The 26699-nt window shown below is 45.6% G+C and carries 23 protein-coding genes, 1 pseudogene and 1 riboswitch; of the genes and pseudogenes, 3 read left to right on the top strand and 21 right to left on the bottom strand.

From position 1 onward, the window contains the following. Positions 1-216: 216 nt before the first annotated feature. The gene (locus MKX60_RS25650; protein ID WP_076284112.1) at positions 217-1311 is read left to right on the top strand and encodes a M24 family metallopeptidase; all 1095 of its coding nucleotides are present in this window, start codon (positions 217-219) and stop codon (positions 1309-1311) included. A gap of 861 nt (positions 1312-2172) precedes the next feature. Here MKX60_RS25650 and MKX60_RS25645 read toward each other — a convergent pair. From MKX60_RS25645 to MKX60_RS25635, 3 genes and pseudogenes are all read right to left on the bottom strand, one after another. Then, the gene (locus MKX60_RS25645) at positions 2173-3846 is read right to left on the bottom strand and encodes a DUF6138 family protein (RefSeq protein ID WP_341061369.1); all 1674 of its coding nucleotides are present in this window, start codon (positions 3844-3846) and stop codon (positions 2173-2175) included. A gap of 25 nt (positions 3847-3871) precedes the next feature. After that, positions 3872-4192 (bottom strand): annotated as a pseudogene (locus MKX60_RS25640) (DNA alkylation repair protein); the annotation flags it as partial. Positions 4193-4206: 14 nt separating this feature from the next. Then, a complete protein-coding gene (locus MKX60_RS25635; RefSeq protein ID WP_341061367.1) occupies positions 4207-7359 on the bottom strand; it encodes a hybrid sensor histidine kinase/response regulator in 3153 nt (1050 codons plus the stop codon). Between the two features lie 411 nt (positions 7360-7770). Between MKX60_RS25635 and MKX60_RS25630 the strand changes: the two genes are divergently transcribed. Then, on the top strand, positions 7771-8550 hold the full coding sequence (locus MKX60_RS25630) for an alpha/beta fold hydrolase (protein WP_341061366.1): 780 nt from the start codon (positions 7771-7773) through the stop codon (positions 8548-8550). 165 nt (positions 8551-8715) lie between these two features. Here the strand turns inward: MKX60_RS25630 and MKX60_RS25625 are convergent, their stop codons facing one another. From MKX60_RS25625 to MKX60_RS25580, 10 genes are all read right to left on the bottom strand, one after another. Further along, the gene (locus MKX60_RS25625) at positions 8716-9675 is read right to left on the bottom strand and encodes an NAD(P)H-dependent flavin oxidoreductase (RefSeq protein ID WP_341061364.1); all 960 of its coding nucleotides are present in this window, start codon (positions 9673-9675) and stop codon (positions 8716-8718) included. 6 nt (positions 9676-9681) lie between these two features. Next, positions 9682-10485: an energy-coupling factor transporter transmembrane component T family protein gene (locus MKX60_RS25620; protein ID WP_042185644.1), complete on the bottom strand. Its 804-nt coding sequence runs from the start codon at positions 10483-10485 to the stop codon at positions 9682-9684. After that, positions 10478-11335, bottom strand: coding sequence for an ATP-binding cassette domain-containing protein (locus tag MKX60_RS25615; protein ID WP_341061363.1), 858 nt, complete (start codon positions 11333-11335; stop codon positions 10478-10480). Before MKX60_RS25615 ends, MKX60_RS25620 begins: the two co-directional genes overlap by 8 nt. Then, positions 11320-12120, bottom strand: coding sequence for an energy-coupling factor transporter ATPase (locus tag MKX60_RS25610; RefSeq protein WP_341061362.1), 801 nt, complete (start codon positions 12118-12120; stop codon positions 11320-11322). Before MKX60_RS25610 ends, MKX60_RS25615 begins: the two co-directional genes overlap by 16 nt. Then, the gene (locus MKX60_RS25605) at positions 12121-12942 is read right to left on the bottom strand and encodes an SDR family NAD(P)-dependent oxidoreductase (protein ID WP_341061361.1); all 822 of its coding nucleotides are present in this window, start codon (positions 12940-12942) and stop codon (positions 12121-12123) included. Positions 12943-12944: 2 nt separating this feature from the next. After that, positions 12945-13286, bottom strand: coding sequence for a MaoC family dehydratase (locus MKX60_RS25600; protein ID WP_341061360.1), 342 nt, complete (start codon positions 13284-13286; stop codon positions 12945-12947). Then, positions 13261-13662 carry an FAS1-like dehydratase domain-containing protein gene (locus tag MKX60_RS25595; RefSeq protein ID WP_341061359.1) on the bottom strand — a complete coding sequence of 134 codons (402 nt, stop codon included), beginning with the start codon at positions 13660-13662 and terminating at the stop codon, positions 13261-13263. The genes MKX60_RS25600 and MKX60_RS25595 overlap by 26 nt, the downstream gene beginning before the upstream one ends. Continuing rightward, a complete protein-coding gene (locus MKX60_RS25590) occupies positions 13659-14810 on the bottom strand; it encodes a thiolase family protein (RefSeq protein WP_341061358.1) in 1152 nt (383 codons plus the stop codon). The genes MKX60_RS25595 and MKX60_RS25590 overlap by 4 nt, the downstream gene beginning before the upstream one ends. Then, a complete protein-coding gene (locus MKX60_RS25585) occupies positions 14807-16288 on the bottom strand; it encodes an AMP-binding protein (protein WP_341061357.1) in 1482 nt (493 codons plus the stop codon). The genes MKX60_RS25590 and MKX60_RS25585 overlap by 4 nt, the downstream gene beginning before the upstream one ends. A 209-nt stretch (positions 16289-16497) precedes the next feature. Continuing rightward, complete coding sequence (locus MKX60_RS25580; RefSeq protein WP_042185630.1) at positions 16498-17211, bottom strand: queuosine precursor transporter; 714 nt, start codon at positions 17209-17211, stop codon at positions 16498-16500. 10 nt (positions 17212-17221) lie between these two features. Continuing rightward, a riboswitch (PreQ1 riboswitch) is annotated at positions 17222-17267 on the bottom strand. Positions 17268-17610: 343 nt separating this feature from the next. On the opposite strand from MKX60_RS25580, the gene MKX60_RS25575 reads away from it, so the two are divergent. After that, positions 17611-19299 (top strand): methyl-accepting chemotaxis protein, encoded by a 1689-nt coding sequence (locus tag MKX60_RS25575; protein WP_042185629.1) that lies wholly within the window; start codon positions 17611-17613, stop codon positions 19297-19299. A 58-nt stretch (positions 19300-19357) separates the two neighbouring features. On the opposite strand, the gene MKX60_RS25570 is transcribed toward MKX60_RS25575, so the two are convergent. From MKX60_RS25570 to MKX60_RS25535, 8 genes are all read right to left on the bottom strand, one after another. Then, the gene (locus MKX60_RS25570) at positions 19358-19684 is read right to left on the bottom strand and encodes a YnfA family protein (RefSeq protein ID WP_042185628.1); all 327 of its coding nucleotides are present in this window, start codon (positions 19682-19684) and stop codon (positions 19358-19360) included. A 190-nt stretch (positions 19685-19874) separates the two neighbouring features. Beyond that, positions 19875-20690, bottom strand: coding sequence for an adenosylcobinamide-GDP ribazoletransferase (gene cobS / locus MKX60_RS25565; RefSeq protein ID WP_341061356.1), 816 nt, complete (start codon positions 20688-20690; stop codon positions 19875-19877). Further along, positions 20687-21235: a bifunctional adenosylcobinamide kinase/adenosylcobinamide-phosphate guanylyltransferase gene (cobU, locus tag MKX60_RS25560; RefSeq protein WP_076284100.1), complete on the bottom strand. Its 549-nt coding sequence runs from the start codon at positions 21233-21235 to the stop codon at positions 20687-20689. Before cobU ends, cobS begins: the two co-directional genes overlap by 4 nt. After that, positions 21232-22293 carry a nicotinate-nucleotide--dimethylbenzimidazole phosphoribosyltransferase gene (gene cobT, locus MKX60_RS25555; RefSeq protein WP_042185625.1) on the bottom strand — a complete coding sequence of 354 codons (1062 nt, stop codon included), beginning with the start codon at positions 22291-22293 and terminating at the stop codon, positions 21232-21234. The genes cobU and cobT overlap by 4 nt, the downstream gene beginning before the upstream one ends. A gap of 92 nt (positions 22294-22385) precedes the next feature. Continuing rightward, a complete protein-coding gene (locus MKX60_RS25550) occupies positions 22386-23549 on the bottom strand; it encodes an aminotransferase class I/II-fold pyridoxal phosphate-dependent enzyme (protein ID WP_341061355.1) in 1164 nt (387 codons plus the stop codon). Continuing rightward, positions 23542-24474, bottom strand: a complete 933-nt coding sequence (locus MKX60_RS25545; RefSeq protein WP_076284158.1) for a D-alanine--D-alanine ligase — start codon at positions 24472-24474, stop codon at positions 23542-23544. Before MKX60_RS25545 ends, MKX60_RS25550 begins: the two co-directional genes overlap by 8 nt. A 19-nt stretch (positions 24475-24493) precedes the next feature. Next, the gene (gene pdxR, locus MKX60_RS25540) at positions 24494-25945 is read right to left on the bottom strand and encodes a MocR-like pyridoxine biosynthesis transcription factor PdxR (RefSeq protein ID WP_339245705.1); all 1452 of its coding nucleotides are present in this window, start codon (positions 25943-25945) and stop codon (positions 24494-24496) included. A 125-nt stretch (positions 25946-26070) separates the two neighbouring features. Then, a complete protein-coding gene (locus MKX60_RS25535) occupies positions 26071-26607 on the bottom strand; it encodes an AAA family ATPase (RefSeq protein ID WP_042185621.1) in 537 nt (178 codons plus the stop codon). Positions 26608-26699 lie beyond the last annotated feature (92 nt).

The following is a 26699-nucleotide window of genomic DNA, read 5'->3' as shown; positions in this document are numbered from 1 at the left end:
TATGTTACACCAACTAGTAGGCTCAAGAAAAGCTTCTTGTCAGGTTTTAAAAGTATAGGTGATCAAATATGCATCCTTCTTTACGGAAAGCTTGCGAATAGGCATGTTATGATTAGCCAACGATAGATGTAGTCCGTCTCGTGCGTCTAGTCTATTTTTGATCTATAATAGGAATATTGCAGTTCTAATCGTGAAGTTGAAAGGGGAACACCAACTATGAATAATGCTCTGACAAGCCTAGAGCAGCAAATGGCGGGCGAAGGCCTTGATGCCCTGCTCGTAACAGATCCCAAACATGTCTACTATTTAACCGGATTCGCCAGCGATCCGCATGAACGTTTTCTCGGTCTGCTGTTGATACGCGGAGAAGAGCCAATGCTCATTCTACCCGCACTAGATGCAGAAGCGGCTCAAGCAGCTTCTTCGGTCACCAAAATCATAACTCATAATGATACCGATAATCCCTATAACCTGCTTAAAGATTGTTTCGGCAGCAGTAAGCTAGGTACTCTTGGTATAGAGAAGGAACATTTCTCAGTAGCCCGTTTTGAGCATCTAACCGCAGCCGTTCCAGCAGAACGTTTTAGTGATATAGGTCCATTGCTGCGCAGCATGCGCTCCAAAAAGACCCCAGATGAAGTTAAACGCATGAAACATGCCGCTGAGCTAGTTGAGGAAGCTTTGCGCCGCGTGCTTACCCATGTGAAAACAGGCGTTACAGAAAACGATTTAGTAGCGGAACTGGAATATCTAATGAAAAAGGTTGGCGCTTCCGGCCCTTCCTTCGACACTATGGTGCTTTCTGGTCCAAAAACAGCCCTGCCTCACGGTGTTCCAGGCAACCGGGTCATTCAGCCAGGCGACTTCCTGATGTTTGATATTGGGGTGTATGCTGATGGTTATGCTTCTGATATTACACGTACCTTTGCTATTGAATCCGTGGACGACAAGCTAATCACGATCTATAACACCGTGCTGGCTGCCAACGAAGCTGGGATCGCTGCTTCCAATCCTGGAGCTCCTTTCGGTTCTGTCGACAAAGCTGCGCGTGATGTGATTGAGGAAGCCGGATTCGGAGAATATTTCTTGCACCGTGTCGGACACGGACTCGGTATGGATGTGCATGAATATCCATCACTCCATGGACAGAACGATGACATTATCGAGATCGGCAATGTATTCACCGTTGAGCCAGGGATTTATGTACCGGGACTAGCGGGTGTGCGTATCGAAGATGATCTGATTATTACAGCTGAAGGTGCGGAAACCTTAACAAGCTTCCCTAAGGAACTGACTATTCTTCATTTGTAGAAAAGAAAATATCAAGAGTATCCGAAAAATATTAGAATCAAAGATAGCCCATCCCTAATAAGTTGGAAAAGAATCACTTTCAACTTACTGTGATGGGCTTTCTCTTTTCCCGCACCATACTCGACTTGTTCAGACCCTTTCAAATCTATAATCCCTTTCAACCTTACAAACTCTTGTTTTATAAGTGAGTTTCAACATTTCATCTGCTATTTCCGCATATTGGTTATCTCCATCAGTTCGTTCAGATGTAAAAATCACTGCATATAAGGTGGTTTTGATGTTTTAGCAATCTCACTCATGACTTCGCCTCCGTTTTTTGGTTATTAATAGGCACATTTTTTGATTTCTCCATTAATTTATACTATATTAGCGCTTGAATAGAAACGAGCTGTTCAGTGAAAATAAAGTATCAGACTGGAGCTGTTGATTTAGCGTAGTTTTTGAATTGAAGAATCGCCAGCTTTTGAAAAATAAGTTATAGACTGCTGCTATTGTCATTAAACTAACGTTTCCCTTGTGTTAAAATACGTTCCTAACAACTGCAGTTGTATTTTCCAGAATTCTCTCTCAGTTATAAGTTTTCTAATCCCCAATCGCTGTAGGTGTATTTTTTATTATGATAAAAGTGTTTGAAATCTCTACAAAAATTCAGAAGTTTTCGGCTTCTTGTTTCAAAAGATCTATCACATGTCACTTATGGTAAGGTTCACCGTAACGGGGCTAGCGGCGAAAAAAGTAAAAGGAGCTGCCGCGGCATGCTCCTTCGCTTAACGCTCTTAATGCTTCGATCGTCTTCTCAAGGTTTTTTGACGTGGTATGCTAATTTGCAAATGATCTTCACACAGGATAGCCTCCCTATCGTCAAGCTTGTTCCGCTGCCTTTAGCAATCGAAGCAACAGCCCCTTACGCGGTTCCTGCGCCTTTCGAGCCAATACAGCCAGCTTCTCCGCCTTGCCCAAAATCGGATACAGCACTCGTTCGGCCTCGTAATCCGCCAAAGCCTCGACATGCTGCACCAATAGCGATAGCTTGTCTTCACTTTCCAGTTCAGGCTGAATCCTCAGCTTCAGCGAATCATGAGAGCAACGCAGGCAAGCGATCAAGGCGGGCATCGAGCGTTCGGTTATGCCATGGGTCTCGGCGAAAACAGCTGTGAACTTGTCCTGCACCAGCTGATGCTCCTCGTCTACAAGGGCCATGTAGGTCTCTACCAACGGAAAATAACGCTCGTCCGCGAGTCCCAGCCCGAATACGGCATAACTGCCCGGCATGACGCTTTTCTCACCTTCCGTATCCTCGTACCACACAAACTCTTCCATCGCCTCACGAGCGTATTCCTCCAATAACGGATACAGCTCGGAATAGGCCAGTGCATTTGCGAAAAAACGATGCGTATCCGATTTGGCAAGTCCTTTAATGGGTAATGCCTCTCTCACGCTGGATTTTAGCTTGATTTTGTAGCTTTTTGGGAAACCCTTCCGGAGTAGGGAGAGAATGAACGAAATCGCCCGTTCGTACGCACCAGCCTCTTCTTTACGAATAACGACCGTAATGATGGAAAACACATCGTTAGCCTTGCATTCAGTCAACTCGTCACGCAGATGAATGTCTTCACGCGCGAAGGTGTCGCTACCTTCCTTCAACATGCGTTCGGCTTTGCCGCTGCCCAGCTGCCTCGCAAGCTCCAGAAAAGTCATGCCCTTGGCTTTACTGTAACTTGGCTCGTAACGAAGAATCATCACAGCGCCGTACAACAGCAGATCGATAGGCTGGTTCGGCTCATCCATATGCTTGAGAGCCTTATCCGGCTTGATTCCATTTTCATTGGTTCTGTATTCGGAAAGGGTAACATCATAGTGACGTGGTAGGAATACTTCCTCGGTCCAGTGGGTTAAAGCTCGAATGATATCGCTTCGATGCTCCCTCAGCGCTTGCGCCCGTTCTTTATTCAACGCCTGAATCCGGTCAAATATAGCAATCGTCCGTCCGACGTCCGGTTCGTTGAACAAATACGGGTCCAACAGATGGCGTGTCAAAAAGAAAGTTTCTAACGGCTTTGTCGGGTAAACGCCCTTCTCCAGTTTTTGCTCGATATAGGACTCAACCCGCTCCAGAAGCTGCCGCTTTTTCTCTTCATATATGATGTCAAACACCGTTAATCTCACGGGCCCGTCTGCCGTTGCGAATCTTCCCTTCAAGCTAAATCGGTAATCGATAAGGGCCGACGTATGCAACTTGTCCAGTTTCTCCCTTACGATGCTCGCCAACCGGGGCTGCACCTCATGCAAGACCTCCTCCTGCGTAAAAGGAGACGCCTTCATCGACTTGCGCCCTGAAGCATTCCTTCTAAAATCCGAACTGCCAACGCTAGTCCTACCCGGTCGATAATCCAGCACAATGTCATTAAAAATGCCCACTTGCAGCGTGGTACGCTTGACAGCGCCCTCCACGTCCTTTCGTTTCTCTTGTTCCTCAAACCACTCATAAATTGCCGCTTTCATCTCTTCCAGCGCTTCTTCCTGTAGTGCGTTCATCGTCTCCCGCCTTTCCACATGTTTCTTCGCTCATCGCATCCAAAATATCGATTTTTTTCCCTTCGGAAAATTCACTATCCTTGCGATTTCCGAGCAGCCAGCAGTAACAATTCCAACCCGCCGACATTTTCAGCTCTACACCACTTGCAATCCATTTATCGGCTAGTTCTTGCGCAATATCCGTTACTGCCAAAGTTACTGCTACCACAAAATCCGATAGCATAGCTGCCTCAATCCACCGTTCAAAATCCGCCTCAGACATTACTTTAGGATCCGGGATCACTCCTGCAAAGTACATAGAGTCGTATTTCCATGTAGCATAGAGCGGCCAAGGTTGCTCCTCATTAAATCACTTATTTATCACCTAGCTTTATCCCCGCTATTCAACCTGTTATGTACATGAAAAGTTACCTTTGTCCCTGTACCTAACGTACTTGTGATATGGAGTCCTGTTCCAAAGTGCCGTTTTAATCGCAGATCAGTATTAATCAATCCGACGCCTGAACGACTATCTGCTTTCCTTTCTAATATTCGTTGCAATTGGACCTCGTCTATTCCGTCCCCATCGTCTTCAACGGTTATCTCTGCATGCGTCTCATAGACAGAAATCCGAATAAGAATCGTTCCTCCACGATTGCGCTTCATTATGCCATGTCTTATCGCATTTTCAACGAGAGGCTGGATCGTAAGAAATGGGACTTTTATGTCTCCACTGTCATCTGTCTCCCAAATAACCTGTAACCTTTCTTCAAACCGAACCTTTTCAATATATAGATAAGAACGTACTAGACTTAACTCCTCTTCTATCGGAACAAGCCTATCCATGTTTTGAAATTCAAATTTATTCCTCAGAAAATTGCTGAATTCATCGAGCAAAATACGCATCTTATCCAAATTAATATCACTTAAAGCTGTTACAGCATTCAACGCATTAAATATAAAATGAGGCTGGATTTGCGCTTGCAGCCATGCAGCTTCTAATCGCAGTTGTTCTCGAACGGATTGTTTAATCGTAGCTAACGCCTCAATCCGCGATTTTATTTCTATTGCTTCCACTGGCTTCGTCACATAATCGTTTGCCCCCGCTATAAAGCCGCTCTGAATATCTTTCGGTTGGCTTCTTGCGGTAAGGAGCAATACAGGGAGCTCCGTGAGTGTAAACCGCTCACGAATCATTCGTGTCAGCTCATAACCGGACATCTGTGGCATCATGATATCGGAGATGACCAGATCCCATTCCTTAGTGTCCAGTACAGCTAATGCCTCTTTACCGCTCGTTACCATCGTTAAATCATATTCGTCTGGTGGTAGTATGGCTTCAAGTACTTGAAGGTTGACAGGATCATCATCAACAACTAATAGAATCGGACGTTCACGATTCATTTCTATTAAAGTTGTTTGATTCGTAGCTGGCGGAATCTTCACTTTTTCCATATACACTGAGGAGGCTATTTCTTGAATCGGCATGGATTGTAATGGTTCAAATGAGTTAGTCAAATCATTCTCTTCCTCCACTTCCAAACCTGCTAGCCTTAATGAAAATGTGAATTTTGAGCCCTCTCCTAAAACAGAGGACACTACTAACGTACCTCCATGAAGCTCAACCAGTTGCTTGCTTATACTTAAACCCAACCCAAAGCCACCATCAATCATAGTCTCATTCGTGCTGGCTTGCTCGTACGGACGGAATAGGCGCTTAAGCATGTGCTCATCCATTCCGATCCCGGTATCAGCAATAACGATATAGGCTCGTCCATCTTTTACAAAAGCTTGAATCGAAATGACCCCATCATTCGTATATTTCACAGCATTATGAAGTAAATTGAAAACGATTTGAACAACCCGGTTCTCATCCGCATTTACTGGAGGAAAATCTTCAGGAATTTGATTTGCAATTTTCACAGACTTCACATCTGCATTTAATTGCAGCATATCAAGTACTCCGGTCACAATTGGCTGAATATATATGACTCTTTTGTGTATGCGCGGATTGCCTTCCCGTAAACTCATCACATCAATTAAATCGTCTAATATCAATGTCATTCGACGTCCTACAGATAAACCCGTTTCAAGCTCTTTGATACTCCTTTCCTGCAACAAATGCCGCTCCCGTTTTAAAACGGATTGTGACATATTAAGAATACTATGAAGCGGATTTTTAAATTCATGTGAAGTGTTTGCTAGGAATTGATCTTTATGGTCATTCATCCTTTGCAATGTTGTCGCAAGCTCTTTCGTGTTCGCATGCATAATAAAATAATCTTTAAACCATACAGAGGCTAAACAAGCTATCGCAATAATCATATCGAACGGATAGTAGACAAGACTCAAACTGCTATCCAGCAAGATTAACGACCAAAGAGCATAGTTCATCAACGCAAGAAAAGAGAAAAGCAGTAAAAGATTACTCTTTAAATCTTTAATTACTTTTTTAAACATCGTAATCAGCGTTATAACTGCAGCAGTACCACCTAATACATAATAAATAGGGAAGAGCATGATCACCTGAGTTGGATTTAAAAACAACGTGATGCCGGCAGTCCCTAGATTCATTATTTTATAGACAGGGTACATCCTACGCCAATATGGAAGCTCGCGATGATTCGTACACTGGAGCAAAGCATAGGCTGCAATAACGAAAGCAATATTAGTCAGCCTAAAATCCCAATCAATTCCAATGTAAAATAACTGATGGAACAACTTCTCATCCGTACTAAAGACACTCGTGATCGTTACACATAATGCAAGCAAACTAAAATAAAGCAGCTTCTTTTCCTTATTTCCTATTAAATACAAAATAAGTGCATAGACAGCGTGCATAATAAAAATAATTGCTGCCAAAAACTGCATAAAAATGGAAGCCTTCATCTCTTTGGCAATGGCTTCTTCTGAACCGAATTTTATGGATCGGACAATGCCCCCGCTTCGACTATCCACATAATTTGCCGACTGAATCACGAGTTCGATTACACCGTTGTCATCTGCTGTAAAGGTTGTAGAATAAGGTAGGTCCTTCGAAATATATTCATCCTTTGTTGTCGCCACCTGTCCGGATTTAGTAAGTAATCGACCGTTTACATATAATTCTGATGCAGTGCGTACACTGGGTACACGAATACTATAATTAAGATGCTTCGCCGGGTCTACATAAAGAAGCAAACGATAAGAGCCATACCCGTATGGAGATGGCTTGTCAGCATGCAAAACTTCACTCCATCCTCCCGGTACCTGAATGAGTCTTGGCGCATTATCGCCTAACATTTGTTGCCGACTACCATCTATCAACCATTGCGAGGGATAAAACTCCCATTCCCCATCAAGTAAGTGAATGCTGCCATCTTCTGCATTCCAATTGCGTAAATCGAATTGCCCATTATGAATTGACGCCTGTTTGGGATATTGAAACGCTTCCATCCATAAAATGCGAAAACCGGTTAAAATAACTAATATGAAAACTAGCAATAACATTATATAGCTCTTTTTCATTTGATATTTGGATGAGTGAGTTTCCACGAAGTATTTCTCCCCTAGTCATTTTCTTCTAAGACATTTAAATAAGTACTCTCCATAATTTACCACAGTTAATATAGGAGAAACAGACGATAAAGACATCTTGATGTCTATTATATAGAAATACCGACTTGGAATTTCGCGAGTTTGTTGTTCACAAGAAAACTATAGCATGTTCTTTTCAACTAAACTGCCAGTTAGTTGAACAAATAAAAAAACGGCTGCCTAAGCAACCGCTGTTCCACTAACGTACCCCGTGAGCTCAATGATCTGAAGAAATTGTTTCACTCAAGCTATTCCTCAGAAATCTCTACGTACTATCTAAACCCAATTTGACGCCGAAATTAGGCATTAACCTTGCCTAGGGCGAATATCTTAACGGGGAAATACATTAAAAAAAATGAGGCGATACACTTGGGATACTTCGTTACTGTGGAACCGGGCGTAAAAGTATTTATAGAGGACATCAATCCGAAGGGAAATAAAACGATACTTTTTATTCATGGCTGGCCGCTAAACCATAACCAGTTCGAATATCAGTTCAATTTCCTTCCTAAGCTCGGATATCGTTGTATCGGAATGGACTGGAGAGGATATGGCAATTCGGATAAACCATTCGATGGTTACGGTTTCGATAGATTAGCAGATGATCTTCGTATGGTCATCGAAGCGTTACAGCTAAAAAACATAACACTGGCAGGACACTCTACCGGAGGAGCGATCTCAATTCGTTATATGGCTCGTTATAAAGGGTACGGGGTATCTAAACTCGTCCTGATCGACGCTGCGTCTCCATCAAGCGTTCCAAAAGAATTTACGAATAAAATCATCGAAGAGACAAACAATGACCGTCCGAAAATGCTGCAAAACCAAACGGAGAGCTTTTTCTTTCAGTACATTTCTGAAGCGAAATCCGAATGGTTCTTTCTAATGGGTTTACAAGTTGCGAATTGGTCGACCTCCGCCATTATGGTCACGCTAAGAGACGAGAATGTTTACAACGATCTTGGACAAATCGATGTGCCCACATTAATTATTCATGGAATTCATGATAAAGTCGTTCCGTTTACCCAAGCTCAGGAAACAAATAAACTGATTAAAAATTCGCAATTAGTTCCATTCCAATACAGCGGCCATTGCCCTTTTTTGGAGGAGCGTGATAGATTCAACCAACTATTATCTTCTTTTGCATAACGCCTCGGATTAGCCGCACCATCGCTCCCAATAATATAGTCCGATAATGCCCGATGATTGAGCAAACCTGCCCGTTAGCTTAATAAAGCAGCGTCAATCTAATACCTAGCTTTCAGTTCATTAATTCATCTTTTGGATACAACTGCTCTGCTGACATCTTCACGCCTACATTCCCCACATCCCGCGAATCGACTCTGCCTCTTTGACCATCCTGCCGACTAGTTCCGAGACCGTAGGGGTATCATGGATCAACCCTGTCACTTGGCCTGCCCAGCCGATGCCCTCTTCTTTGACATCATCATAAATCCAGCGCTTATTGGCTGCACCGCTAATATATTCTTTTAAGGCTTCATAAGTCGGAGTCACACGCTCAATTTCGAGAATCTTATCTATGTACTCACTACGTAGTACTCGCGCGGGCGCTCCGATAGAGCGTTTGATTACGACTGTATCTGACTCAGAGCTTTCTACTAGGGCTTTTTTATAAGAAGCAGCCGCATGAACACATTCAACCGTAGCAACGAATCGTGTGCCCATTTCAATTCCCTCAGCCCCCAGTGCATGGGCCGCCATCCATCCGCGGCCATCCCCGATCCCGCCTGAAGCAATCACAGGAATATCAACCGCATCAACTACTTGAGGAACGAGCACCATAGTCCCTACATCATCACGTCCCAAGTGGCCTCCTCCCTCCTGCCCAACAACAATAACCGCAGAAGCGCCTAATTGTTCAGCTTTTTGGGCTTGTCTGCGTGAAGAGACGAGCACGAGCGTTTTAATATCAGTCTGCTGTAGCATTTCCAGTATAGGGGCCGGATTCCCACCGGTGAGACTCACCACGGGAACCTTCTCGTCGATGGCGACCTGCACCCGATCTTCATAACCAATACCATGCACACCGATGGCAAAATTAACGCCAAAAGGCTTGTCCGTCAAAGTACGTACCCGTTCTATTTCTGAACGTAAAGCCTCTGCGCTCGGAAGACTCATCGCTGTGACCTGACCCAATCCACCAGCATTCGAAACGGCAGCTGCGAGGTCTGCATAACCTAAATAAGCAAGCCCACCTTGAATAATAGGATACTCTATGTGTAATAACTCCGTAATACGGGTGTTCCATTTCATCCTCATCTACACCTTTCCTATCTTTAACCACAGCAGAATCACAGCAAATAAAAGAGCAATTCCCCCTGCCAGATAATCCATTTTCTGAAATTGCAATACCCTATAAGAAGTTCTTCCTTTACCATTTCCATAAGCACGCGCATCAATCGCATAGCTCAGCTGTTCAGCACGTTGAATCGTCGTGAAGAGCAAAGGAATAATGATCGGGACATAAGCAAATATCCGTTTAGGCAGTGATAATGCTGTAAGGTCATAACCTCTAGCCTTTTGTGCGAGCAGAATACGATCCAGCTCCTCCTTGATGGTAGGAATAAACCGGATCGCAATCACTATCATTAAGGAGAATTGTTCTACGGGTACCCCCATTTTGGATAGAGGTGCAAGTAGCTTTTCAAGACCATATGCTAAGTCTAGCGGTTTAGTCGTTAACGTTAATACTGAGGCTAATAAGATGAGCAATATAATACGCCAAACAAAACGTAATCCTGTTCGCAGTCCCTCTTCAGTTACCTCAATAAAGGACCACGACCAGAGGATCGTTCCTTTGGTGAACACAGCATTATACAGAAGGGTAAACAGCAAAACAAATAATAACGGCCGCAGCCCCCGCCAGAAGAAATGAATAGGAACCTTCGACAGCAGCAAAATTCCGAATACAAAAACAGTTGCAACTGCATAGCTAAGCCATGTTCCAAGCATCAGAAAGCTAAGCATGAGAATCACGATACTAACAAGCTTTATACGAGGATCTAAACGATGGAAAATCGAATGCGTCTCCACATATTGACCCACTATTACGGAATCAGCCATGTAGACGCCCCCTCGAATGCCAAATTGGCTGAACAGCATCGAAGATATCCTGCTCTTTACAGCTAGCAACCTCTATTTTTTGGCCAGATAGTTCCTCTACTAGCTTCAAAAGCTGTACGGGTTCAGGCATGGACAAGCCCAGATCCACCAATAATTCTTCCTTTTCCATAAATAGTGTTCTGGGGTCAAAATGTCCTTCTAGCTGACCTTTATGGAAAACCAAAACCTCATCCGAGTACTCAGCAACATCCTCCATCTGATGCGAAACGAAGAGAATGGTGCGCTGATTTTGTTGCTGCCAAGTCTTCAGTAGCTTCAGCAAAGATACTTGGCTAGCTGGATCTAGCCCCGCTGTCGGTTCATCCAAAATTAGCAGCTTCGGATTCGTCATCAACACGGAGGCAATGGCCACACGGCGCTTTTCTCCACCGCTTAATTGGAATGGATTTAAGGGGAGAATGCCCTCTGACAGACCCACTTGCGGTAAAATCCTTTCAATCGCCTCCGTGATTTGCTGGCGTGAAGCACCCTGCAGATTCAGAGCAAAAGAAAGCTCCTTTTGCACCGTAGTTTCGAATAGCTGATGCTCTGGATATTGAAACACGAAGCCCAGCTCCGGGACCACCTTTAATTGTCCTTTGGCATCTCTGGGAGCAGGCTGCTGATCAATCCAATACTCTCCTTTTACGGTGGGAATCAAGCCCTTCAGCACTTTGACAAAGGTAGACTTTCCTGCACCCGTTGGACCGATAATCGAAATCCATTTGCCCGCAGTTATGGTGCAGTTTATATCGTGCAAAGCCATATGATCAACATAGTTTACACTTAAATTATCTAATTGGTAGACCATTGTGATCGAATTTTCCCCTTCCAATCGGCTGTTGGCGGCGCTGCTGAATGGAGCAATGCATGTACACGCACGGCAAAAGGCAGTTGTAATTGATAGTCCGCAACAGGCATCGTTTCAAAAAAAGCCAGTGGAGCACCATCATACTCAAGTCGCCCTTGATGCAGGAGTAATAAACGTTCTGCTGAAAGCACTTCCTCCATATGGTGAGTGATCTGAATAATGGTCAGCCCTTGACGATGCAGCTCTTGCATAATGGCAAGCACCTGCTGTCTTCCCTGAGGATCAAGCATAGAGGTGGCTTCGTCAAAAATAATGACTTGCGGGCGCATCGCCAATATAGCCGCAATAGCGACACGTTGCTTCTGACCTCCAGAGAGCTGATGTGGCATAGCGTCCAGGTAATCCTCCATATGAACAGCCTGCAAGGCATGCTCCAATCGGCTGCGCATTTCCTCCCTTGGCACACGAACGTTCTCCAAACCAAAAAGCACCTCATCCATAACGGTTGTGGTGATAAATTGATCCTCTGGATTCTGAAAAACAAAGCCAATTTGCTGATGAATATCTGCAAGATCAGCTGGCTTTGTGGTGTCTAGGACCTTAAACTGTACAGCCCCTTTTCGCGGCAGTAGCAGTCCGTCCATGAGCTTTGCAATGGTGGATTTGCCAGAGCCATTCGCGCCAACAATCGCCACAAACTCCCCCGCTTCTATCGTAAAGCTGATATCCTCTAGGACAGGCTGACTCTTTTTATAATAAAAATGAACTTGATCGAAGGTAAGCATTTATTCACTCCCCTTTTGACGATGCCAAGCAGCGAAAAATGCCCCAATGCTGTTCTCGGAAAATGCAGGTGCAGGCTTCTCCCATTTCGTCACTTTTGATCCATTCACAGCAAAGATTTCACCGGTTAAATCCGCGTCAGACTCACTCAATAATGCAGTCACAAAGGAAGCAATATCCTCCGGGCCACCTATTCGCCAAAAGTCTGGGAACGGTTCATTACGACTGGCATGTTTCGCTTTCAAATGATCAATGACAGGTCTGGTCATATCTGTTAAAGCGGCTGGCGAAATCGCATTGACTCTAATTTGATCACGTTTCAGCTCCGCTGCTAGTGTCCACGTCATTCCAAGTATTCCGGCTTTGGCTGCACTATAATTCACCTGACCCACAGAACCCGTTAGTCCAGCCGTAGAGGTCATCAACAGGATATCGCCACCTGTCTGGCGCATATATGGGAGTACGCGTTGAATGCTGTAGTAGGTGCCATTTAGATGCACATCCAGCACAGCCTTCCACTCTTCATCCGTCATCCGTAGACATTTCTGATCCTGCAAATTCCCAGCGTTAGCTATCAATACCTCAATACGGCCATATCGTGTAATAACCTCATCCACCATTGCAGTGACCGCAACTGGATCTGCTACATTAGCAGAGTATCCTGACGCCTCACCACCCGCCTGACGAATCTCGTGGACAACCTCATCGATTAAGACTTGTTTTGTACCATTTACAACCACTATATAACCGGACTTGCCGAGCTGCACGGCAATACTACGCCCGATCCCTCTGGTTGCTCCAGTAATTAAGGCTACTTTGTTCATCACTACACCTCTTTCACTGAAAAAGCTCCCGAAGCAATAACATCGCCAGCTTCTGTTGTAAGGGTCACTTTAACCATGCAGTCATCCTCCAAAAAATCAAAAATCACGACATTATCGACCTCTATAGGCTTATGAAATTTCATATCATATTGAGTGATCCACTGTGCCTGATGCTCCTCGATATATAAGGACTGGGCTAATCCCATTAGATACATCCCATGCGCAATGGGCCGCTTAAATCCAGCCTCAGCTGCAGCATCCTCATCTAGATGAATAGTGGCCAGATCTTGGGAAGCTGCTGCATATTGCCGGATGGCCTCAGCCGTTATGCATTTTCTCATCATGATCATCACCTACCCGAATTAACACCGTTTCGGCAGTGACTATAAGCTCGCCTTCACATTTACAAACCAGCGTATGTGTGTAAAAGGTCAGCTTGCCCTGCCGGCCATCTTTTTGCACCTTGCTCGTTAATGCTAATTCACAATCTAATGTCATCCCTGCCGTAATCGGAGCTTGATATGAGAATTTCTGAGTGCCGTGAAGCAAGGGCTCTCCCTTGCTAAGCCAAGGAATATCGAAGGCCTGCCAAAAAATAATAGGCATCGTAGAAGGAGCAATCAGATTGCCATTAGTCGTCTGCACGGGTGCCTCAATACTCTGTGCGTAATCCGTTATCCACTCAGCAGTCATAAGAATCTGATGTCGGACGCTGTTCATTCCGTAACCTCCACAAGCGTAGCCAGCCCTAACCCGCCGCCAATGCCCAAAGTGGCAAGTCCCCTTTTATAAGGCGTATGCTGCATTTCAGCACATAAACGCGTCATTAAAATAGCTCCGGACGCCCCATATGGATGACCGATAGCTAATGCGCCTCCCCCAAGATTGACCTTTTCTTGTGGGATTTGAAGCTCATTCAGTGAGGCTAGAACTTGTGAAGCAAAGGCTTCATTAAACTCTACGATATCTAAATCGGTTATGGTCAGCTGTTGACGCTGTAACACCTTTTGTACAGCTGGAACTGGCCCCATACCTAAATAATTTGGATCCACACCTGCCGCTTGCGCATCCACTACACGCAGGATAGGCTTAAGCTTGAGTTGCCGACATTTCTCACGGGACATCATTAATAGAAGCGCCGCACCATCATTAATAGGACAGGCATTTCCAGCGGTGACGGTACCTTTTTCTTCAAAGATTGAAGGCAGCTTTCGCAGCTTGTCCAGGCTCGTATTAGCCCTTGGACATTCGTCGGTATTCACCCACTCTCCCTCGCCCAGAAGAGGTACAATCTCCTGCTGAAACCTACCACTTTGCTGAGCATGAACGGCCTTCTGATGGCTTTTCAAGGCATAATGATCCTGCTCTTCTCGCGAAATCCCATACTTCCGCGCTACATTTTCCGCAGCAACCCCCATATCTGGATCACCGTAAGAGCTAGGCGTAAAATGAGCACGGGTATATAGCTGCGGAACCCCCATCAAGGTTTGGGGCTTAGCCATTTTCCAAGGGGCACGACTCGTGCTCTCAACGCCGCCCGCTAAATAAATCTCACCTGCGCCACTTTGAATAAGCCGTGCTGCTATATTAATGGCCTCTAGCCCAGAACCGCACTGCCGATCCACAGTAACGCCCGGAACCGAAACAGGCAGTCCCGCTTCAAGCGCAGCTACCCGGGCAATATTCCCACCCGGACCGACCACATTTCCAATAATCACATCATCGATCATATCGACGGGCAGATTCGTCTCTGCCACAATATGCTGAATAAGCGGCGCCAGTAATGCTTCCGGCTCAAATGTACTTAATAAGCCGCCCATCCTGCCAATCGGTGTACGTTTTGCCATAACAATTACTGCTTCTATCATACCATCGCTCTTTTCACATAGTCTTTCATCGCTTGCCGGGCAATTTTGCCACTGCTTGTATAGATAAACTCATCAACTGTCAGCAGTTGCTTCGGCGCTTTGTAACTTGCTAAATACTGGCGACAATAATTCTTTATTTCGTCTATAGATAAATGCTTTGCACCATTCCATTTCACGAGGACTGCCAGCTGTTCTCCCCAATAATCGTCAGGGACGCCAAGCACCATTACTTCTTGTATTTCCGGAAGATGCTCCAGTACTCGCTCTATTTCCTCTGGATAAACGTTCAGCCCACCGGAGATGATTCTATTTTTCAAGCGACCCGCCAGATATAAATAACCAGCTTCATCCTGATAAACATAATCCTCCAACACAAGCCATCCCTCTCGAAAAGCTGCTGCGGTCTCCTTCGGCAATTGATGGTAGCCTAGAAATATCATATCACTTCGCACATATAACTGCCCAATCTCCCCCGTAGGGACTTCACGGAACTCTTCATCACGAATGGAAATTTGCACTCCGGGATAGGGCTTGCCTACAGAGTTCGGATTATGCTCTTCCAGAACATCCAAATAACTAATATAACTCGCTTCTGAGGAACCATAGGATTCATAGAGACGCGTTCCAGCGAACACTTCTATACCCTTTTTTTTGGACAACTCCGACCACTTTGCACCTGAGCTAATAATCGCATCAATCTGCGTCTGCCCAGGAACAGCCTGCTGCATCATGGATTCAAGCATTGTCGGTACAACAAACAACACCACACCCGGAATCTGCTTGCACAGCTCTAACACCTGTGTGGCGCTAAATTTTTGCGTAATATGAAAGTTTGCTCCACCATACAGACTCTGCATTACAGCGAACAAGGACAGCGAATGCACAAACGGACCCGGTGCTAAAACATCCTTCATAGAGTCTAATTCAAAGGCAGCACTCGATACCTCAAAGCTCTTTAACCACGATAAATGGGTACGCATATATCCTTTGGGTAGCCCCGTTGTGCCTGAAGTAAAACCGATAAATAATAACTCGTTCGTCTCTTCCAATTCAGCTTCTGGCTTCTGAGCTTTCAACCACTGATCATAGGAACCTGTTCGTTCATTTGAAAAAGTCAGCGTTGGGATGGCTAGGTCCTTGAAGACCAAATTCTTTACAGCTTCCGGCTCGGCAAAAATCATTGTCGGCTGGCACTGCTCTATAATAACCTGCAGTTCATTTGCACTCCACTTGGGATCTAAAGGAATGGGAACACAGCCTGCATAAATAGCCCCCAAGAAAACCTCGACAAATTCAATGCGATTCGTAGATAAAATAGCGATTTTGTCATGCCTAAGGCCCTTTTGCTGTAGACCATTGGCAATTCTCCGCATCGCTTGCACTAATGTTGCATAGGTATGAGTTGCTTGGTCATGGGTTAAGGCAATTCTGTCGGGCTGTTCTGCTGCATGACGCAGTATAGGAACTACTAGATTCATCCTTCACCACACCTATTCGTAATTTCTGTGACTACCGATTATGTACTCTCTCTTCGCTCGGGATACAATTAGAATGGCTACGATAGCTTATTTTAGCTTTATATTAATTTTATGTACATATTTATATGGAACGATTGAGCCCTCTTACGACTGGAAAAATCAAACAGCGCGCATCGATTATGATCGGTACGCGCTGGCTGTATTGTTGTTTATTCCTTCTTATGAGCGGATGATGGTATTCCATCTTCAGCAAAAGTAAAAGTTCGGGCGATATATAAGATAGGTGTGCTTACTGCGGTTAGTAAGAATTTCGCTAGATACGTTGTAAGCAAAATTTCAAACCACACACTCCAGTTATACAACCCAGCAAATGCAATGGTGCAGAAGATTAGTGTATCCACAAAGGAGCTAACCATCGTACTGCCATTGGAACGAATCCACAACTGACTTGAGGTGCTGTAATATTTGCGAATCCAGGAGTACAACCGAACGTCTAGGAACTGACTAATGAAGTAAGCAGTTAGACTACCCAACGCTAGTCGAGGCATCAGACCAAAGATCGTCTCCAAAGAAGACTGAGCAATATCGGTCTCTTGCGGCTTAAATACTAGTACCATTTGCATAATGACTGTCGTCATAAGCAAGGTGAAGAAGCCAAACCAAACCGCTTTACGTGCTTCTGCTCTTCCATACTTCTCATTAAGCAAATCGCTGGTCATATACAAAGTGACATACATCGTATTTCCGAGTGTCATCACGATATCAAATGGCATAGCAATCGTCTTAGCTACCTGAATGTTTGCAATTACAGTAGCGATACCTACCCAGGCATACATTCCACTTTTGCCGAACAGGCGGTAACAGAGTAGAAAAAAAGCAAAATTGACAATAACAAATAAAACTCCCCACATCAAATTAAACATATTGCTTAAACTCCTCCTAGTTTTGTTTACGCGGGATGGTTACGAACCGCGGCTTACATTAAGTTTTGGAACAAAACATTAATACTCTATCACACTGTCGTCAAACAATCCATAAAAATAAACAATTTATGAAATGGGTATTTATACCCATTTTTATTAACTAAAAATAAAAGTGTCAGTAATAATTCATCTTTTTCAGAAAAATATGCTATATAAACTAAAACTTTCACTATTCATCCAGAGGTTAATTCTATAGAATAGTATCAAACACTTCATTCCCGATCCATTTAGTTGATATATTACATAACTATGGAATATATTGCAGGTTGCCAGTCACTAGCAGTCGGTAGGGATATAAAGAAATGGGGCTTCGCTGCCCATAAAAAGGGGGAGAACAATATGTTTCGTTTCAAGCAGTCGATCAGTCGCAGATTTACGCGTTTATTATTTGTAGTTCTATTACTCACGTCTCTTTTGTTAAGTACCAGCTTCTACTTTATATCAACCAGTATTTTCAACAGCTATGTCATGCCACAAATCAATCAAATTCTAACTGCAGCTGCTCAGGACGTATATAAGAATATAAATACAATGCATGCTCAGCAAGCACTAAAGAAGAACGAACAAGCAGCCACCAATCTTGAATTCTATTTTCAGGATAAGAGAAAGCAGCATGGGGTTGAGACTATTTTTCTACTCAATCTAAAAGGTAAGGAAGCTGAGGTTCTGTCCGTAGATCATGATGCAAAATTAAAGCCGGAGGAAATTGTTAAGGTATCCTCTGCAATGCAGCAAGCTCTTAAAGGAAAGAGTGGACTAAGCGATACATACAAGGACTCGCATGGTGTACATAAGTCAGCTTATATCGGAATTCCCGGAAGTACGATGGTTATCGGAATCAGCAGTGATGTAAGCTTTATTCAAGAAAAAACAGACAGTATTCTGTGGACCAGCGCGGGGATCACTCTGCTAACGCTGATTATAGGCTCAACTGGTGCCTGGTTTATGAGCATGCGGATCACTCGTCCTATCTCAAAGCTTGCAGCTTACAGTGCCCGTCTTGCAGAGGGAGATTTCACAGAGGAATTAACGGTTAAAGGCAGTGATGAGGTAGCTCAACTGTCCAGAAGCTTCCAAGCGATGACCCTGCGCCTAAAAGAAATGATTGGACATGTACTCGTCACCTCAAATACTGTGGTCACCGATTCCAATTCTTTAAGAGAACGTGTTGAGGTCCTAAATGAAATGGCAGACCACTCTAGTACATCTGTTGTAGAAATTGGTAAAGGTAGTACGACCATCGCGAGCAGCGCTCTAGATAATTCAAAAGCTATGGAAGAAATCAATTTCGGCATTCAGCATATTGCTTCAGCAGCCACCGAAGTCACTGAGCAGATCAGTGAAGCTTCCGCTGAAGCGATTGGCGGTAATGAGATTGCCCAAAGTGCCGTTCTGCAAATGCGCCATGTTGAACGTGCCTCCCTGCAGTCGCTGGAGCAATTACAAGTTATGAATGAACGTTCAGTAATGATCGGAGAAGTCGTTCATAGTATTACTGAAATTACGAAGCAAATCCAAATGCTGTCGCTCAATGCTTCGATCGAAGCAGCACGTGCAGGAGAACATGGACGCGGCTTTGCCGTGGTTGCCGGAGAAGTACGCAAGCTTTCCGAACAATCCCGTAATGCGAATGAGCAGATTCGTGATTTCCTACTCGGACTTCAGGAAGATATGAATCGCTCCGTTACTGAGATGAACCATGTGAATTCTGAGGTAGCCTCCGGGGTAGGCAAGGTGGCAGAAGCGGGCGATGCCTTCAATCACCTTCTGATTCTGATCCAAAGCATCAATCAGAATATTCAATCCGTATCTGCGGCGACGCAGCAAATCTCAGCAAGTACAGAAGAAGTTAGTGCTTCCGTTGAGGAAACCGCACAAATCACTTCAAGATCCCAAGAAAGTGCGGACACACTATCCGAGAACTCCGAGCGCCAACGTATAGAGCTTGAAGGACATGCAGTAACCGTGCAGCATCTATATGAGCAGGCTAAGAAGCTTCAGGAAGCTGTGCAACAATTTAAGATCTAAAGCTTAGGCTTAAATAAAAACAACCCGTTCACACGAAAGTGTTGAACGGGTTGTTTTGTTAGTGTCTCGGCGCCCAAAGAATGACCGAAACGCCGATCACACAAATAACAGCACCAACCCAGTCATATACATCGGGTGTTTTCTTGTCTACTAGCCAGCCCCATAACACAGCGAGCACGATAAACACCCCGCCGTAGGCTGCGTACACTCTTCCGAAGGACGGAAACTTCTGCAACGTAGGGATGATGCCATAGCTTATCAGAATCAAAGAACCTACCAAACCGTACCAGAGAGGTCTTGATTCTCTTAGCCATAACCATACTAAGTATCCGCCTCCGATCTCAGCAAGGCCGGCAATTACAAATAGTAGAATGGCAGCAACCATGTCATCCCTCTTTCCTATTAAACTCTAAAAATATCAAATGATTCGCAAAATATGATACAACGTCATCACGGTTAGCAAGTATGTGTACAAGCAAGCATCCGGGCCACCAAACAACTGGACCCACAAGCATCAGCAGTGGATATAAACAGATTGAGCCAGCTGGCTACTATGCGTCACCCGCAGGAGCCACTCACATGAAATTGTGCTGGAGCAGCACTAATACTAGTAGGAGCACAGCCTCTAGCAGCTCATTCAGCGCGCCATACACATCGCCGGTGAGCCCGCCGAGCCGGCTGCTAATCCGCCGCGCAGCAACGGTGCCGCTGGCCAAGGCCGCAGCTGGCAGCAGTAACGCTGCCGCCAGCTGCAGCGGCCACGCGGCTATGCCAGCGCCGAGCGCCAGAGGCGCACCGGCTGCGGCTAGCGAGAGCAGCGCGGCTATCGCCAGCGCGCGCCGCTCATGCGAGGGAGCGAGGCCGGCGAAGCTCGCGGCCAGCCCCTCGTTCCCGCGGGCAATGGGATAACGCACCATTGCCCGCACCATATACCAGCGGCTCCAGATCGCTGGCAGCAAGAGCAGTGGCAGCTCGTAATAGGCGTAGCCTTCGATTAATGCTGCCACTAAAGAGGCCTTTAACAGCAAGAGCAGCACGCAGGCGAGCACACCCATCGCACCCACACGGCTGTCCTTCATAATCTCCAGGATCCGTTCCCTCGGTCGGTAGCTTAGCAGACCATCCGCAGTGTCCATCCAGCCATCGAGGTGCAGACCTCCGGTGAGTCCTACCCATAGAATGAGGGTAATGACAGCGGCTGGCCAAGCTGGTAAAATCAATCCCGTCAAAGCTGCCCCAGCAGCTACGCAAAGTCCGATAGCTGCACCCACCACAGGATAGAACAGCACACTTCGGCGCAGCAGCTCAGGAGAAAATCCAGGGTCACTCTTTACAGGAAACCGGGACAAAAACTGAAAGGCAGCCGCGGCAGCATCCCTGCGCTCCCTCATAAACGATACTCCCTGCTCTTGAGTTCAATTGGAATGCCCGCAGTCACTAAAAAAACCTGCTCGCATTGCCGAGCAAGCAGCGCGTTCATACGTCCTGCCAGATCACGGTACAATCGGCCAAGCGCATACTCCGGAACAATACCGTCTCCAACCTCATTAGTGACCAAAATGAGGTTTCCTTGAAATGTGCGTACACTGTCTTCAAGTCTTGTAATCTCGCTCTCAATCAACTCTTGCCTATCCGTAAATCCTTCCATGGCTAGCAGTACATTCGATAACCACAACGTTAGACAATCTACGAGAACCGCCTTTTCACCAGATAAACGCTTAAGAAGATCTGGCAAATCATAAGGCTCCTCTAACGTCTCCCAAGCATATCCGCTTTGCGAGCGCTGTTGCTGATGCAGTGCAATCCGTTCATTCATTTCATCATCAAACGCTTGTCCGGTTGCAACATAGAAGGCCTGATCTGCCAGTGACGACATCAGTTTTTCTGCAAAACCACTTTTCCCGCTACGCGCCCCTCCCGTTACAAGAATACTCATTGTTTCCCAGCTCCAGAGATGCCTGCACTTTCAAAGGTGGCCATTTCGCTCAAAATGCGGCATATCGCCTCAATTAAATGAAGGGACAATACGCCTCCAGTTCCTTCACCCAAACGAAGACCCAGGTTAAACAACGGTTCAAGCCCAAGCCGCTCCAGCATCAGCTTATGTCCTTGTTCTCCTGATAGATGGGAGCCTATCATATAAGCAATAGATTCTGGCGCAAGCGCCTTCGCTACAAGAGCTGCCGCGCCCGAAATAAAACCATCCAAAATGACAGGTACCCTGGCAGCAGCTGCGCCAAGAATCAGACCCGTCAAACCGGCGATTTCCAGTCCCCCTACTTTGGACAATACATCCAGCGGATCTGCCGGATTCGGCTGATTCACCTTTAAAGCGCGTTCCACAACTGCAATCTTATGTAGTAAACGTTCATCATCAATTCCCGTTCCTCTTCCAACGGCTACTTCAGGTGGTATTCCTTTTAGAGCACACAGAATAGCTGCGCTAGCCGTCGTATTCCCTATGCCCATTTCACCTGTAATAAAAATCTCTGTCCCGTTCTCAATCGCTTCTTGTGCGATTCTTATACCTACAAGCACAGCATTCATCGCTTCTTCACGACTCATCGCAGGTCCCACGGCTATATTATCCGTTCCTCGGCGCACTTTACAATCAATCAGATCCTCATGACTAAGGTCGCCGTTAACACCGATATCTACGAACTTTACCTCAGCCCCAGCTTGACGTGCCAGTACATTCACAGCCGCTCCTCCGCTGAGAAAATTATAGGCCATCTGCATTGTGACTTCCTGTGGAAACGCGCTAACTCCCTCGCAGCATACACCGTGATCGGCAGCCATCACAACTACCGTTCGTTTGGTGAAACTAGGCTGCTCCGTACCCGAAATTCCGGCGAGCTTAACGGCCAGCGTCTCCAATTGTCCCAGGCTGCCCGGTGGTTTAGTTAGAATGTTCAAGCGGTGCTCCGCCTTTAGGAAAGACTGTTCATCCGCTGGTGTGATTCGTTTAATTACTTCTTGAATAGATGAAATCATATTTTAACCTCCAATTAAAGATATCCGTATAACCTATTCTATCTTATCTACACATAAAAGCCCCCATCTATGATAGATGGGGACCACTAGAATTACAACTTCACTTTCATAAATCCTTCGATTCTCTCCAGCGCTTCCGTCAATTTTTGTAGGGATGCTGCATAAGAGCAGCGAATATACCCTTCTCCACCCGCTCCAAACACATGCCCCGGAACCGCAGCAACACCAACCTCCTTGAGCAGCTGCAAAGCGAAAACTTCTGACTTCATTCCGGTATTAGCGATGGAAGGAAAGACATAAAATGCACCCTCCGGCTCGTGGCACGGTAAACCAATAGATCGAAATCCACTAACCAGCAGCTTTCTTCGCTCATCAAAGCATCGTTTCATGTGATCCTTATGCTCCATACCGTTCTGCAGTGATTCAATGGCAGCGATTTGACCTAGTATTGGAGCACACATCGCAGTGTACTGATGGATTTTGAGCATCGCAGCAATTAATTCCTGATCACCACAAGCATAGCCTACTCTCCAGCCAGTCATCGCAAAGGCTTTGGAGAAGCCACTAATGACAATCGTTCGTTCCAACATCCCAGGAAGAGAGGCAATACTTACATGCTGACTATCATAGGTTAGCTCGGCATAGATTTCATCTGAAATGACAAGTAAGTTATTCTCTTTTACAATCTGTGCAATGGGTAGCCAATCCTCGTAAGTCATTACTGCTCCTGTAGGATTAGTCGGAAAATTCACCATAAGAATCTTGGAACGCGGGGTAATCACCTGCCGCAACGCTTCAGGAGTAAGTTTAAAACCCTGCTCGGCTGAAGATTCAACCTCTACCGTAATCCCACCGTTCAAATGAGTAATCGGCGAATACGCAATATAGCTCGGAGAAGGGACGATAATCTCATCCCCGGGTGTAATAAAGGCCCGCAGAGCCAAATCCACGGCTTCACTGCTTCCCACTGTAACCATAATCTCGTTAGTTGGCTCATAGCGGAGATTGAAGCTTGTGTGCAGATAAGAGGCGATCTCTTCTCTAAGCTCCAGCAAGCCGGAATTTGGTGTATACATCGTCTCCCCATTATTCAAAGCACGAATACAGGCAGCTCTTACATGCTCCGGTGTAACGAAATCAGGCTCGCCTACACCAAGCGATATAATATCCTGATTCCCTGTACTTAGGTCAAAAAAAGCCCGAATCCCCGAGGGAGCAATCTCCCGTACACGCGGAGTAATCCATTCATTATGCATGACTGAGCACCTCTTCTTTCGGACTCTTTTCTGTTAGGGAAAGGGAAATGATCTCGTCCAGCAGTCCGCTGAAGCTGTAACCTGCCGCTTGCGCGCTTTTTGGTAAAAGACTCGCCTTCGTCATGCCCGGTAATGTGTTCACCTCCAGCACATATGGAATACCATCCTTAATGAGCATATCCACCCTTGCGTACACGCTGCATTTTAGTGCTTTGTAGCAAGTTAAGGCTGCATCACGTACTCGCTCATACACCTCAGCTGGTAGATCAATGACTCGTTCGTCTGCCCCGCCATCTTCGTATTTCGCACTGTAATCGAACCACTCCGCATGCGCCGAGGTGATTCCCAAAACGGGCAGCATCTCTCCATTTAGAATAGAGCAAGTGATTTCCTGGCCTTGAATGTAGCTCTCGATCAGAATCGACTGATCACAGGCAAAAGCCTTCTGTACTGCGCTCAACAGCTCCTCGCTACTGCTCACCTTTTCCATACCGATACTCGAACCGCCTGCACATGGCTTCACCATAACAGGATATCCAATCCGCTCTACGGCTTCTTGAGAATAATCCTTCATACTATCCCAGCACAGCCAATCCGCCGTATTGACGCCTGAGCAGCGCATAAGCTTTTTGGAAAGATCTTTATCCATACAAATGCTGCTAGACAAAACGCCACTACCCGTATAAGGAATCCCCATTGTCTCCAGCGTCCCCTGAACCGTACCGTCCTCTCCGTAAGCTCCGTGGAGCGCAAGCAGCGCGATATCGATTCCTTTTGCCTGCTCAATAAGCTCTTCACGCTTGGTAATCACTATTGGAGCAACCTCATATTTATTGGGATCTAGATTCTTCAAAATCTCTCTACCGCTATTCATGGATACCTCATACTCTGAGGACACCCCGCCCATAATTACGCCTACCTTCATCTTCATCTCAAGCACCTCTTTATCCCATTAGTTGTCGTGCTGTTCTGCCAATAATCTCGATCCCCTTGCGGATATCCTCATCCGTCACTCTGGAGAAACCGATCCGTATCGTATTTTGACCTTTACCGTCAGTGAAGAATATATCTCCTGCTGTAAAAATAACCCCTTGTTCATGACAGGCCGCTAGCAGCGTCCTTGTATTAAAGCCCTCCGCAAAGGTTACAAAAAGATGCAATCCGCCATCCCCTGATAACGCCGTATAAGGAATAAACTCCTTACAGCATTGCAGGGTTAATTCATATTTTCGTTTATATTCCGCTCTGGCTTTTTTCAAATACTTCTCTAAATGGCCACCTAATAAGTACTGATACAAAATGGATTGATCCAGCGTCGAGGTATGAATGGTGCGTGCGCGCTTGACGCTTTCGAGAGAATAGATCAGCTCCTGATCTGCCAGCACCCAGCCTACGCGTAGTCCCGGAAATAATACCTTTGAGAAGCTACCTAGATAGATCACGCTGTTGCCGCTCCCTGCTGCTGCGATAAGTGGAGCCACATGTGAGCCCGAATAGCGTAACTCCTCGTTAAAACCATCCTCGATCACTGGTATTTGGTACCGGTTCATCAGCTTCATTAGCCTCTGTCTTTTCTCGGGAGACATTACAATGCCGGTCGGATTATGATAAGAGGGGACAAAGTAGGCACAGTCAAAAGCTTGCTCCTGCAATGCCTTCTCCAGCTCAACCAGATCAATCCCATCACGCTCCATAGGAATCCCGGTGATCTCAAAGCCATTCAGCTTCAGATTTTTGATCGCCGTATGATGCGTTGGATTCTCACAGATGACCGAACCATTCTTTTTGCTAAGTACTGACAATACAATATCGAATCCCTCTGTAAAGCCATTGGTGATTAATATATCCTTGCCTTTCATTTCAACGCCTTTGTGCTCCATGTACTGCTTCAAATAGTCTATTAAAGGCTTATACCCTTTGGCATATCCATAATTTAGTAAGACGTTGCCTTCCACCGACATACGATCCATAAAGGAGCGTTTCACATTATCTAGATCAAAAAGACTCTCATCAGGTGCGATGCTCGTGAAGGAGATCGTCCCCTTCTCCGCTCGTATGCCGCGCTTCATGATATCCAGATCCTCCGCCAGCCGCGCATGATCATTGATACGCGTCTTCCAGTCCATCGTCCAGGAAGAGATTGTTTCACTGCCGGGAGGTGTAGGTGCCACATAACTTCCCTGACCCTGCACGGCATACGCAAATCCATCATCCTCAAGCTCTGCATAAGCAGAGATTACTGAGTTACGGCTAACCTTAAGCAGTGTGCTGAGCTCTCTTGTGGAGGGCAGCTTTTGATTCCCTTGCAGACCGCCTTTTATGATTAAGTGCTTCATATAGTCTTTAATTTGTATATACACCGGCCGTCCGGCTATGAGCTTAAAATCCTTAAACATCTCTCAATCGCCCCCATGACTATCATGGCACAATCACTCGCTTAAAAAAAGAACCACAGCCATGGGATTTTAATCCGGCTGTGGTTCTATGAGAGGACAAATGCCCAAAAAATCAAGTTATAGATCTATGCTTCGATCACAAGCTCCCCTTCTCCAGCAGGGATCTCAAAACCATTTAAAAACCGGGTTAGTATGTCCTCAGTAATCGGAAATGCGGCATTGGCGTCAAAACGTTCACTCCGGATAAGCAGTCGCTGACGCAATTCATCTGGCTGAATTTTTAAGTGAATCAGTTCCCACACGCCACCATAACTCTCAATAAGTTGCTTGTAATCGTTCCGTCTCTGACGTTGCCAGAAGCTGAAATCGATGACAACATGATGTTTTGCCTGAAGCAGATTCACCAGCTCCCCCCGCAGCTTTATCTCCGACTCTTCTTTATAGGACTCATAATTCTGCTCTGGATAATCCACCCCGAAACGTCCGTGCGTGGCCCAAATATCTTCATCTATCGAAAGCCTGGCGAATCCCTCTTTCTCCAGCTTTTTAGCAAAGGTTGTTTTACCCGACCCCGCTACACCGCACATCATCACTACGATGGAAGCAACACTCGTACGCTTTTGCTGAAGCAATTTTTCAATAACCAACTTTTCACTCAGCATTATAAATGCATCTTCCTTCCACTTGATCTAGTTTAATTACGGCGATGATGATGGTATACTCATCGTTACAAAATACTTTCTCAAAGGATTGT

It is taken from the genome of Paenibacillus sp. FSL R5-0914, assembly GCF_038004525.1.
In the GTDB taxonomy this organism is placed as follows: Bacteria; Bacillota; Bacilli; order Paenibacillales; family Paenibacillaceae; genus Paenibacillus_AQ.
This window is presented reverse-complemented; position numbering and strand designations above follow the sequence as displayed.

Bases quoted from the DNA above. Each gene is read 5' to 3' on its own strand.
- cobT (WP_042185625.1), bottom strand. From the start codon at position 22,293: ATGATTTCATCTATTCAAGAAGTAATTAAACGAATCACACCAGCGGAT.
- MKX60_RS25585 (WP_341061357.1), bottom strand. From the start codon at position 16,288: ATGAATCTAGTAGTTCCTATACTGCGTCATGCAGCAGAACAGCCCGAC.
- cobS (WP_341061356.1), bottom strand. From the start codon at position 20,690: ATGAGGGAGCGCAGGGATGCTGCCGCGGCTGCCTTTCAGTTTTTGTCC.
- MKX60_RS25620 (WP_042185644.1), bottom strand. From the start codon at position 10,485: ATGGCTGATTCCGTAATAGTGGGTCAATATGTGGAGACGCATTCGATT.
- MKX60_RS25545 (WP_076284158.1), bottom strand. From the start codon at position 24,474: ATGAAGGTAGGCGTAATTATGGGCGGGGTGTCCTCAGAGTATGAGGTA.
- MKX60_RS25535 (WP_042185621.1), bottom strand. From the start codon at position 26,607: ATGCTGAGTGAAAAGTTGGTTATTGAAAAATTGCTTCAGCAAAAGCGT.
- MKX60_RS25610 (WP_341061362.1), bottom strand. From the start codon at position 12,120: ATGCTTACCTTCGATCAAGTTCATTTTTATTATAAAAAGAGTCAGCCT.
- MKX60_RS25580 (WP_042185630.1), bottom strand. From the start codon at position 17,211: ATGTTTAATTTGATGTGGGGAGTTTTATTTGTTATTGTCAATTTTGCT.
- MKX60_RS25650 (WP_076284112.1), top strand. From the start codon at position 217: ATGAATAATGCTCTGACAAGCCTAGAGCAGCAAATGGCGGGCGAAGGC.
- MKX60_RS25615 (WP_341061363.1), bottom strand. From the start codon at position 11,335: ATGGTCTACCAATTAGATAATTTAAGTGTAAACTATGTTGATCATATG.
- MKX60_RS25575 (WP_042185629.1), top strand. From the start codon at position 17,611: ATGTTTCGTTTCAAGCAGTCGATCAGTCGCAGATTTACGCGTTTATTA.
- MKX60_RS25550 (WP_341061355.1), bottom strand. From the start codon at position 23,549: ATGCATAATGAATGGATTACTCCGCGTGTACGGGAGATTGCTCCCTCG.
- MKX60_RS25595 (WP_341061359.1), bottom strand. From the start codon at position 13,662: ATGAACAGCGTCCGACATCAGATTCTTATGACTGCTGAGTGGATAACG.
- MKX60_RS25605 (WP_341061361.1), bottom strand. From the start codon at position 12,942: ATGAACAAAGTAGCCTTAATTACTGGAGCAACCAGAGGGATCGGGCGT.
- cobU (WP_076284100.1), bottom strand. From the start codon at position 21,235: ATGAGTATTCTTGTAACGGGAGGGGCGCGTAGCGGGAAAAGTGGTTTT.
- pdxR (WP_339245705.1), bottom strand. From the start codon at position 25,945: ATGTTTAAGGATTTTAAGCTCATAGCCGGACGGCCGGTGTATATACAA.
- MKX60_RS25645 (WP_341061369.1), bottom strand. From the start codon at position 3,846: ATGAACGCACTACAGGAAGAAGCGCTGGAAGAGATGAAAGCGGCAATT.
- MKX60_RS25590 (WP_341061358.1), bottom strand. From the start codon at position 14,810: ATGATAGAAGCAGTAATTGTTATGGCAAAACGTACACCGATTGGCAGG.
- MKX60_RS25625 (WP_341061364.1), bottom strand. From the start codon at position 9,675: ATGAAATGGAACACCCGTATTACGGAGTTATTACACATAGAGTATCCT.
- MKX60_RS25570 (WP_042185628.1), bottom strand. From the start codon at position 19,684: ATGGTTGCTGCCATTCTACTATTTGTAATTGCCGGCCTTGCTGAGATC.
- MKX60_RS25600 (WP_341061360.1), bottom strand. From the start codon at position 13,286: ATGATGAGAAAATGCATAACGGCTGAGGCCATCCGGCAATATGCAGCA.